This window comes from Rhodoferax sp. RT5P35, assembly GCF_056521385.1.
Genome location: NZ_JBWMAX010000068.1, coordinates 1 through 1727, shown reverse-complemented (window position 1 = coordinate 1727; position 1727 = coordinate 1). Strand labels below are relative to the sequence as shown.

Here is a 1727-nt window from a genome sequence, read left to right as displayed (position 1 = left end):
CACCTTCGGGCCGTTTTCGTTCGACCTGGGTTCGCGCACCCTGAACCGCAATGGCGAAGAGCTGCCGTTGACCACCGGCGAATTTGCCATGCTCAAGGCGCTGGTGCGGCATCCGCGCCAGCCGCTGTCGCGCGAAAAGCTGGCGCTGCTGGCCCGGGGCCGCGAGTTCGAGCCCTTTGACCGCAGCCTGGACGTGCAGGTGTCGCGCCTGCGCAAACTGGTGGAAGTAGACGCCGCAGCCCCCCGCTACATCCAGACGGTCTGGGGCGTGGGTTATGTCTTCGTGCCGGACGGGGCAGCTTGAACGCGCTACCCCCCGTGGAGGTCACTCATCTCGAGATGAGTGGCGTCATGCCTCTGGACGCGGCAGCGCCCGATGCATCCAAATCGCGTGCGCGCATTACCTTGACCCTGTTCTGGCGCACCTTCTTCCTGCTCTCCCTGCTGCTGATTGGCAGCGTTCTGGCATGGCTGCAAACGCTGCGGGCGCTGGAGTTTGAGCCCCGCGCGATCCAGACCGCGCAGCAGATTGCGTCGCTCGTCAACCTGAGCCGTGCCGCACTGATTCACTCCGACGCCATTGCCCGCGTGTCCCTGATCAAAACGATGACCGAACAGGAAAGCGTGCGCATCGTGCCACGCGAACCAGGTGACACTTACGAACCTTTTGACACAGATGAGCTGGGCAAGAGAATCTCGATGGAACTGAGCGCCCGCCTGGGCCCCGGCACCATCGTGGCCAACAGCGTGAACAAGGAAGAAGGACTGTGGGTCGGTTTTGTGATTGACGGCGACAACTACTGGATGCTCACCGACAAGTCCCGCTTCAACCGCACCGCCAACAGCACCTGGGTGATCTGGTTGTTGACGGCGGCCGTGCTCTCGCTGGCCGGGGCCGCGCTGATTGCGCGCCGCCTCAACCAGCCGCTCAAAAAACTCTCATTTGCCGCCAGCCGCGTGCGCGAAGGCGACTTTGTCGCCAGCATGCTGGACGAATCGGTGGTCACCCGCGAAATTCGGGATGTGAATATCGGCTTCAACCGCATGACCCAGAAGCTGGCCGAAATCGAACAAGACCGCGCCATCATGCTGGCCGGTATTTCCCACGACCTGCGCACCCCCCTGGCCACCACCGTGCTGCGCCTGCACGCCCTGCTGGATTTGCCGCTGCAGCCCCCCGCCCGGCTGGAAGCCACGCGCGCGCTGGACTCGCTCAACCAGCTCAACCGCCGGGCCGAAAAGCTGCTGCAAATGTCCCGCGCCGAATCGGCCGCCTCCCTCAGCGACGCAACCGTCTGCCTGGGCAGCCTGGCGGGCACGGTGGCGCAGGAGTTCTGGGCCCAGGCCGGCGTGCTGGACCGGCTGCACCTGCACGTGCCGCAAGAGCAGGAGCATGTGCAGGATGTGCAGGCCCGGGGCGACTTCGACGCGCTGGCCATCGTGCTGCGCAACCTGGTGGAAAACGCGCTGCGCTACAGCGATGGCAGCGCCGTGCACATCACCGTAGAGGCACCCGCCACCCTGCGCGTGCGCGACCTGGGCCCGGGCCTACCGCCCGAGATGCTGGAGCGCGTGCGCCACCGGCATGTCAAAAACACGCCCAACGCCGCAGGCTACGGCCTGGGCATGTCGATCGTCACCACCATCGTGGCGCGGCACCAGGGCCGGGCGGTCGCCCTGCGCGTCGCGGCGGGCCAGGATGGGCGAGCCGACGGCTTCGCTGCGCT

The 1727-nt window shown here is 66.1% G+C and carries 2 protein-coding genes; both read left to right on the top strand.

Features of this window, described 5'->3' with window-relative positions; translation table 11 throughout:
- Positions 1-304, top strand: a 304-nt coding sequence (locus AC097L_RS23630) for a winged helix-turn-helix domain-containing protein (RefSeq protein ID WP_479589179.1), incomplete at its 5' end; no start/stop codon positions are given.
- Positions 305-339: 35 nt separating this feature from the next.
- A partial coding sequence (locus AC097L_RS23625) for an ATP-binding protein (protein WP_479589178.1) occupies positions 340-1727 on the top strand: 1388 nt, incomplete at its 3' end.